Consider the following 7,667-nt stretch of genomic DNA (forward strand, 5'->3'; position numbering starts at 1 on the left):
CGCGCCATGATCGCAGCCCCCATACGACATCGCAGTGGCCATCGGTCATACCGCCAGACCCGGCACGGTCATTGCCGCGATATGAAAAGCGTCATCGATTGGCCTCAGTCTTCTGAATCCGGGCGCAGCGCACGGACTTTCACGCGCCTGCGCCGTGAGCATCGGCACAACGGCAGGCACCGGGGGCCGTCCAGTCACAGCCGGGTCGGGGGGATCCGCTGACAGAGGGAGAGACGCGATGCGCAGCACCGCAACAGGAAGTACCGTCCTGGCCCTGGTCCTCGGGCTGGCAACAGCGCCGGCGCAGGCCGCCGACGTGGTCGGCGTGGCCTTCGTGCATGGTACCGGCGCGCAGACCAATGCCACGCAGGATTACTGGCAGCCGGCCATCATCGACACCGTGCGCCAGGGCCTGCCGAACAGCAGCAACTACGTGGTCATCAACTGCGATTTCACCCAGTACATGTGGAAGCCGGAAGCCGCCGGCTGCCTGGCCAACCAGCTGACCGGCTTCATCGACAGCCGTGGCATCACCCAGCTGGTGGTGATCACCCACTCCAACGGGGGCAACGTGATGCGCTGGATCCTTTCCAACCCGACCTACGACAGCCGCTATCCGAAGATCATCCGCACGGTGCGCAAGGTCAACGCACTGGCACCGTCTTCGGCAGGCACGCCGCTGGCCGATGCGGTGCTCAATGGCAACACCTTCGAAACCTCGCTGGGCTGGCTGCTGGGCTACAAGAACGACGCGGTGCGCCAGCAGCAGGTGGCAAGCATGGCCACCTACAACGCACAGAACCTGTACGGCACTGCCGGCCGCCCTGCATTGCCCAAACCCTTCCGCGCGGTGGTCGGCAGTGATGTCGAATCGGCGGTGTGGGACAGCAACAGCTACTGCGGGGGCTATGCCGCCAATGTCGGCCTGGAGTTCACCCAGAACTGGCTGTCGTCCTGTTCCGATGGGTTCCTGGAGTGCAGCAGCCAGAAGGCCGCCGGCACCACCTGGTTCACCGACAAGGCGCGCACCCAGGGGGCAGAGCCGCTCAGCCACAACCAGAGCCGGCGCGAGTGCTTCGGCCTCGGCACGATCCTGCGCAACGACCTGGCCCAGTGAGGAAGACGACCATGACGATCCATTCCACCCTGCTGGCCAGCACGGTACTGGCGGTGCTGTCCTTTTCCCCGGCGCAGGCCGCACAGCCGCTGCAAGCCGCCCGCGCAGGCGATCAGGTGCCTGCCGCACTGGTGGCCGCGCCGCTGCCTGCTGGTGAAAGCGAACACGCGCCGTTGTCGTTTGCCTGGGCGCTGGACCCGGCACAACCGCTGCAGGCCGCCACGCCGTATGCCTCGGTCAGCCGCAGCTACTGGCAGCAGGTCGACGGCACGCAGCTGCAGCGCGGCCTGGCACTGCCGCTGACGGCGGCCGATGCGGTGATCCAGCTGAGCCCGGCCGAAGGTGCCCGCGCGCTGCCGGCCAGCACCCTGCAGGTACGCGACCCGGCCGGCCGCAGCAGCGTGGCCCGCAGTGTCGATGCACGCGCACTGCAGGACGCCGGCATGCCGGTGCGTGATGGCAGCAGCATGCTGCGTACCGGTGCGACCAGCACGGTCGGTGCCTACACGTTGCAGAGTGCACAGGCGCAGGGCCGCTACGTGGTGCAGGTGCTGGAACCGAACAGCCCGCTGCGGCTGGAGGTGCAGGCCAGCCAGGCGCAGGTGCTGGCCGGCAGCAGCGTGCAGCTGCAGGCACGCCTGCTGGAAGACGGTGCCACCACTGCAGCGTTGGCATCGCGTCGTGGCGGTCTCGGCGGTGAAGCCCTGCTGGTCGCACCGGATGGCCGCAGCTGGCCGCAGCGGTTGCTGCGCACCACCGATGGCAGCCTGCGCGCGCAGGTGCGGATCCCGGCCGATGTCGGTACTGCGCAGGGGCTGTGGGAACTGCAGGTGTTCGCCCAGGCCGACGGTGTGCTGCGCGATGGCAAGGTGGCCTTCGCGGTGGCGCGACCGACCGCGCGCTTCAGTGGCCAGGCGACGCCGGACCCGGCCAGCCGCCAGGTGGCGCTGCCGCTGCAGGTGGCCGCCGCCGGCCGCTACGAGGCGCGGGGCACGCTGTATGCCACTGCCCGCGATGGCCAGTTGAAGCCGGTGGCACAGGCACATGCGGCGGCGTGGTTCGATGGCCCGGGTGCTGGGCAGCTGGTGCTGCCGTTCGACCAGGCGGCATTGCCCGCGGGCTTCGGTGCGCCGTACGAACTGCGTGACCTGCAGCTGCAGGACCAGAGCCGGATGGCACCGATCGAGTCGCGCGCGCTGGCGTTGCAGTTCTGAGGTTGCGTGCAGCGGGCCGGGTTCCGGCCCGCTGTAACGCTCCCTGTAGAGCCGAGCCATGCTCGGATGCTTCTGCTCGCGGAGAACGGCAGTCGAGCACGGCTCGACTCTACAGACGGCTACGGAAAGCGATGCGTCTGTCTACCCTGCATACGCGGTCAGCCGGCCTTCCTGCTCGATCACCGTGATCGCGCCGCCGAACACCGCCGACAGCGGTTCGTTGCGCAGCAGCTCGGCACGGCTGCCATCAGCCAGTACGCGGCCATCGCGCAGCAGCACCACCCGCTCGATCTCGGGAATGATCTCTTCGATGTGGTGGGTCACCAGCACCAGAGTGATGCCCTGCTGCGCCAGCACCCGCATGGTTGCCACCAGTTGCTCGCGGGCGACCAGGTCAAGCCCGGTGGACGGCTCGTCCAGCAGCAGCGCCTGCGGCCGGTTGACCAGCGCGCGGGCGATCAGCACGCGGCGGGTCTCGCCGGCCGACAGCTCGGCATAGGCGCGTTCGCGCAGCGACAACGCGCCGGTCATCGCCAGCGTCTCGCCGACGCGTGTACGCATCTCGGCGGTCACTTCGCGGAAGGCGGGTACCACGTAGCTGGCGAAGAAGCCGGACAGCACCGCCTGTTCCACGGTCAGCCCGGGCATGTCGGCCAGGTTGCTGCTGAGGTCGCCGGTGACGATGCCCAGCTGCGAGCGCAGCCGGTCCACCTGCCAGCGGTTCTGGCCCAGCACCTTGACGGCGACCGAGCCGTCGCCCTGTGCCAGCGGGTACAGCTCGCGGGTGATCAGCTTGATGAAGGTCGACTTGCCGCAGCCGTTGGGGCCGAGCAGGGCGGTGTGCTGGCCCTGCGCGATGCGCAGGCTGAGCCCGTGCAGCACCTTCACCTGTCCGCGCACCACGGTGGCGCGGTCCAGTTCGATCAACGGGGGCAGTGCCGCAGCGGGCGCGGCGGCGGTCATGGTGCTGGCGCGTGGATCAAGGTTCGACAACTCGGGTCCCCAACTGTGAACGGTGCCACGGATGGCGGTGCAGATCGCCGCCGCAGGGATGCAGTTTGCAACGCAAGCGCCCATGATGTCTGCCATCCCCGCGCCGAACCGGAGCGCCGTCATGCCCGATGCCCTGATGTCCCTGTTGACCGGTGGTGTGCTCGGCCTGGGGTGGTGGGCCATGTTGGCGGTCCTGCTGGTCTTCACCCAGATCACCATCTTCTCGGTGACGCTCTACCTGCACCGCAGCCAGGCCCACCGCGGGGTCGATTTCCACCCGGTGCTGGCCCACATGTTCCGCTTCTGGCTGTGGCTGACCACCTCGATGATCACCCGCGAATGGGTGGCCATCCACCGCAAGCACCACGCCAAGGTGGAGACCGAGGACGATCCGCACAGCCCGGTCACCCGCGGCATCGGCAAGGTGTTCTGGCACGGCGTGGAGCTGTACCGCGAAGCGCGCGGCATGCGCGCGGACATCGAGCAGTACGGGCGCGGCACCCCGGACGACGCGATCGAGCGCCGCCTGTATACGCCGCATGCCACGTTGGGGCCGGTGCTGCTGTTTGCGATCAATACCGTGTTGTTTGGCCTGCCCGGCGTGGCCCTGTGGGCGATCCAGATGGCATGGATCCCGTTCTGGGCGGCCGGCGTGGTCAATGGCCTTGGCCACTGGTGGGGCTACCGCAACTATGAATCCGCCGATACCTCCACCAACCTGACGCCGTGGGGGTTCTGGATCGGCGGCGAGGAGCTGCACAACAACCACCATGCCTTCCCCAGCTCGGCGCGCTTTGCGATGCGGCGCTGGGAATTCGACATCGGCTGGAGTGCGATCCGCCTGCTGCAGGTGCTGCGCCTGGCCAAGGTGCTGCGGGTGGCGCCGGCCATGGACGTGCGCCCGAATATCGCCGTGCCTGATGCCGAAACCCTGAAGGCGCTGCTGTCGCACCGTTTCCAGGCGATGACCGATTACCAGCGCAATGTGTTCATGCCGGCCCTGCGCGAGGAGGCCGTCCACGCCGGGGCCAAGCTGCGCCGCCTGCTGCCACGCCGGCTGCGTCGCGGCCTGGTCAACGACGGCCGCTGGCTGAAGCCGGACAGCCGTGCCCAGCTCAGTGAATGGGTGGCACAGCGGCCGCGCATCCGCACCCTGGTCGAGTACCGCGGGCGATTGGCCGCGCTGCTGGAAGCCCGCGGCCACGATGCGGCCGAGCGCCTGCATCAACTGCAGGCCTGGTGCCGCGAGGCCGAGGAAAGCGGTATCGCGGCGCTGCAGGCCTACGCCGCGCGGCTGAAGGGCTACAGCCTGGTGGGCGCGTGAGGGCAGGGCTCGGGCTTCTGCTGGCTGCCCTGCTACCGGGTGCTGCGCTGGCGCAGGTCACCGATACCGCCAGCTACCTGCAGCGGATGGACAGCGATGGCGACGGCAAGGTCAGCGAAACCGAGTATGTGCAGTGGATGCTGTACGCCTTCGACCGCATGGATCGCAATGGCGATGGCGTGCTGAGCGCCGAGGAGCTGCCCGGTGGCAAGGGCAGGGCGATCACCCGCGAGCAGCAGCGGCAGGTGATCGTGCAGCGCTTCCACAGGCAGGATGCCAACGGCGACGGGTTCCTGGATGCGCGCGAGCTGGCGGCGCCGCCGCGCTGAGCACGTCTGCCGGCGCCCGGCCATGCCCGGCGCTGAGGCGTAGAATCGCCGCATGCCTGAACTGCCCGAAGTCGAAACCACCCGCCGCGGCCTGGCGCCGCACCTGCAGGGGCGCCGCGTGCATGGCGTGATCCTGCGCCGCGCCGATCTGCGCTGGCCGATTCCGCCGGAAGTGGCCGAACTGCTGCCCGGGCAGCGCATCGAGGATATCCGCCGGCGCGCCAAGTACCTGCTGCTGGACACCGCCATCGGCAGCGCGGTGCTGCACCTTGGCATGTCCGGCAGCCTGCGCGTGCTGCCCGGTGATACCCCGCTGCGTGCGCACGACCACGTCGACATCAGCCTCGACAATGGCCGCCTGCTGCGCTTCAACGACCCGCGCCGCTTCGGCAGCCTGCTGTGGCAGCCGGCCGGGGAGACCCACCCGCTGTTGCAGGGGCTGGGCCCGGAGCCGCTGGACGATGCCTTCGATGGCGATTACCTGTTCGCCCGCAGCCGTGGCCGCAGCGCGCCGGTGAAGACCTTCCTGATGGACCAGGCGGTGGTGGTGGGCGTGGGCAACATCTACGCCGCCGAGAGCCTGTTCAAGGCCGGCATCAGTCCGCTGCGCGAGGCGGGAAAGATCTCGCGCGAGCGCTACCAGCGGCTGGCCGACGCAGTGAAGGAGATCCTGGGATATGCGATCACCCGCGGCGGCACCACCCTGCGCGACTTCATCAGCCCTGACGGCGCACCGGGCTACTTCGAGCAGGAGCTGCTGGTGTACGGCCGTGATGGGTTGCCCTGCCCGAACTGTGGCCGCGCGCTGAAGCACGCCACCATCGGCCAGCGTGCCAGCGTCTGGTGCAGCCACTGCCAGCGCTGAGCCGGGCAGCCAGCGGCAGCTGAACGGGCAAGGGGCGTCTCCGCTGCCCGTTAACGTTTGTCTGCCTATGATGGCCGACCTTCCCACTTGTGCCTGACGCGCCTGCATGCAACGACGCGACTTCATCCGCAATGCCTCCCTTGCCCTGGCTGCATTCGGCCTGCCGTCCCTGCCCGCATGCGCGGCCAGCAAGAGCGGCCAGATGGGCCTGCGCCGCCTCGGCCAGCCGCAGCCGTTCGACTTTGCCACCCTGAAGGGCCAGGCACGCGCGCTGGCACAGGCGCCCTACAAGAGCCACAAGCGGGTGCTGCCGGGCCGCCTGGAAGGCCTGGACTGGGACCAGTACCAGTCGATCGGCTACCGCCAGGACCACGCGCTGTGGGCGGACCAGCCAGGCAGGTTCCAGGCCAAGTTCTTCCATCTGGGCCTGTACTTCCATTCGCCGGTACGCATGTTCGATGTGGTCGACGGCAAGGCGCAGGAGCTGGCCTATGACGGCGCGGCGTTCAACTACGGCAAGAGCGGCATCAAGGATGGCGAACTGCCGGCCGACCTCGGCTTCGCCGGGTTCCGCCTCAACACACGCAAGGATACCGACCGCGACTTCGCCGCGTTCCTCGGCGCCAGCTACTTCCGCGCGGTCGGCAAGGAGGGCCAGTATGGCCAGTCCGCACGCGGCCTGGCGATCGACACCGGCATGGGCAAGCCGGAGGAATTCCCGGATTTCATCGCCTACTACCTGGAACAGCCGTCGGCCGATTCGGAGACGATCGTGGTCTATGGGCTGCTGGATTCGCCCAGCGTGGCCGGCGCCTATCGCTTCGCCATCACCAATGGCGACGTGCTGCTGATGGACATCGACAGCGCGCTGTACCCGCGCAAGGCCATCGAACGCTTGGGCATCGCACCGTGCACCAGCATGTACCAGGTGGGCGAGAACGACCGCCGCATGGGCTGGGACTGGCGCCCGGAAATCCACGATACCGACGGCCTGTCGCTGTGGACCGGTGCCGGTGAGTGGATCTGGCGGCCGTTGCTGAACCCGCGCAACCTGCGTTTCAACATGTTCGTGGACCGCAACCCGCGCGGTTTCGGCCTGCTGCAGCGCGACCGCAACTTCGACCACTACCAGGACGATGGCGTGTTCTACGAGAAGCGCCCGTGCCTGTGGGTGGAGCCGAAGGGCGAGTGGGGCGAGGGCTCTGTGCAGCTGGTGGAGATTCCCACCGTGGACGAGACCTTCGACAACATCGTGGCGTTCTGGAACCCGAAGGAAAAGCCGCAGCCGGGCCAGGAACTGCTGGTCGGCTACCGCCTGTACTGGGGCGCCGAACCGCCGGCACGGCCGCCGCTGGCGCACTGCGTCGCCAGCCGCACCGGCCTGGGCGGCGTGGTCGGCAAGAAGCGCGAGTACTTCAGCTGGCGCTTCGCGGTGGACTTCGAAGGTGGCGAGCTGGCCTCGCTGATCGACAAGGCCGAGGTTGAAGCGGTGGTGGAAGCCAGCCGCGGCCGGGTCGAGATCGTGTCGGCACGGCCGTTGCGCGAGATCAACGGCTACCGCGCGATGTTCGACCTGGTGCCGCCGGAAGGCAGCACCGAGCAGATCGACATCCGCCTGTTCCTGCGCAGTGGTGGCAAGACCCTCACCGAGACCTGGCTGTACCAGTACACCCCGCCGCCGGCGGGTGCGCCGGAGCGCACGCTGTACTGAGGGGGGGGGCGCAGGGCTTGCAGCCCTGCACCTGCTGACGTCAACGTCAACGTCAAAAGCGGGCATTCCGTGGGATGGCGGGGTGGGGGGGGGGGGGGGGGGGGGGGGGGGGGG

7 protein-coding genes are annotated in these 7,667 nt (G+C 68.6%); 6 read left to right on the plus strand and 1 reads right to left on the minus strand.

The features are described from left to right. The first annotated feature begins 238 nt into the window (after positions 1-238). A complete protein-coding gene (locus QRO93_RS20780; protein ID WP_180878554.1) occupies positions 239-1,117 on the plus strand; it encodes a hypothetical protein in 879 nt (292 codons plus the stop codon). A gap of 11 nt (positions 1,118-1,128) precedes the next feature. Next, a complete protein-coding gene (locus tag QRO93_RS20785) occupies positions 1,129-2,331 on the plus strand; it encodes a DUF4785 domain-containing protein (protein ID WP_180878555.1) in 1,203 nt (400 codons plus the stop codon). 141 nt (positions 2,332-2,472) lie between these two features. On the opposite strand, the gene QRO93_RS20790 is transcribed toward QRO93_RS20785, so the two are convergent. After that, on the minus strand, positions 2,473-3,294 hold the full coding sequence (locus QRO93_RS20790; protein WP_053448388.1) for an ABC transporter ATP-binding protein: 822 nt from the start codon (positions 3,292-3,294) through the stop codon (positions 2,473-2,475). A gap of 151 nt (positions 3,295-3,445) precedes the next feature. Between QRO93_RS20790 and QRO93_RS20795 the strand changes: the two genes are divergently transcribed. The 4 genes from QRO93_RS20795 (at position 3,446) to QRO93_RS20810 (ending at position 7,553) form a co-directional block, all read left to right on the plus strand. After that, a complete protein-coding gene (locus QRO93_RS20795; RefSeq protein WP_180878556.1) occupies positions 3,446-4,648 on the plus strand; it encodes an acyl-CoA desaturase in 1,203 nt (400 codons plus the stop codon). Continuing rightward, positions 4,645-4,977 (plus strand): EF-hand domain-containing protein, encoded by a 333-nt coding sequence (locus tag QRO93_RS20800; RefSeq protein ID WP_180878557.1) that lies wholly within the window; start codon positions 4,645-4,647, stop codon positions 4,975-4,977. Before QRO93_RS20795 ends, QRO93_RS20800 begins: the two co-directional genes overlap by 4 nt. A 52-nt stretch (positions 4,978-5,029) precedes the next feature. Continuing rightward, a complete protein-coding gene (gene mutM, locus QRO93_RS20805) occupies positions 5,030-5,842 on the plus strand; it encodes a bifunctional DNA-formamidopyrimidine glycosylase/DNA-(apurinic or apyrimidinic site) lyase (RefSeq protein ID WP_008266279.1) in 813 nt (270 codons plus the stop codon). Positions 5,843-5,948: 106 nt separating this feature from the next. After that, on the plus strand, positions 5,949-7,553 hold the full coding sequence (locus tag QRO93_RS20810) for a glucan biosynthesis protein (protein WP_133936293.1): 1,605 nt from the start codon (positions 5,949-5,951) through the stop codon (positions 7,551-7,553). The last annotated feature ends 114 nt before the right edge of the window (positions 7,554-7,667 follow it).

This window comes from Stenotrophomonas maltophilia group sp. Smal17, from assembly GCF_030237045.1.
Taxonomy (GTDB): domain Bacteria; phylum Pseudomonadota; class Gammaproteobacteria; order Xanthomonadales; family Xanthomonadaceae; genus Stenotrophomonas; species Stenotrophomonas forensis.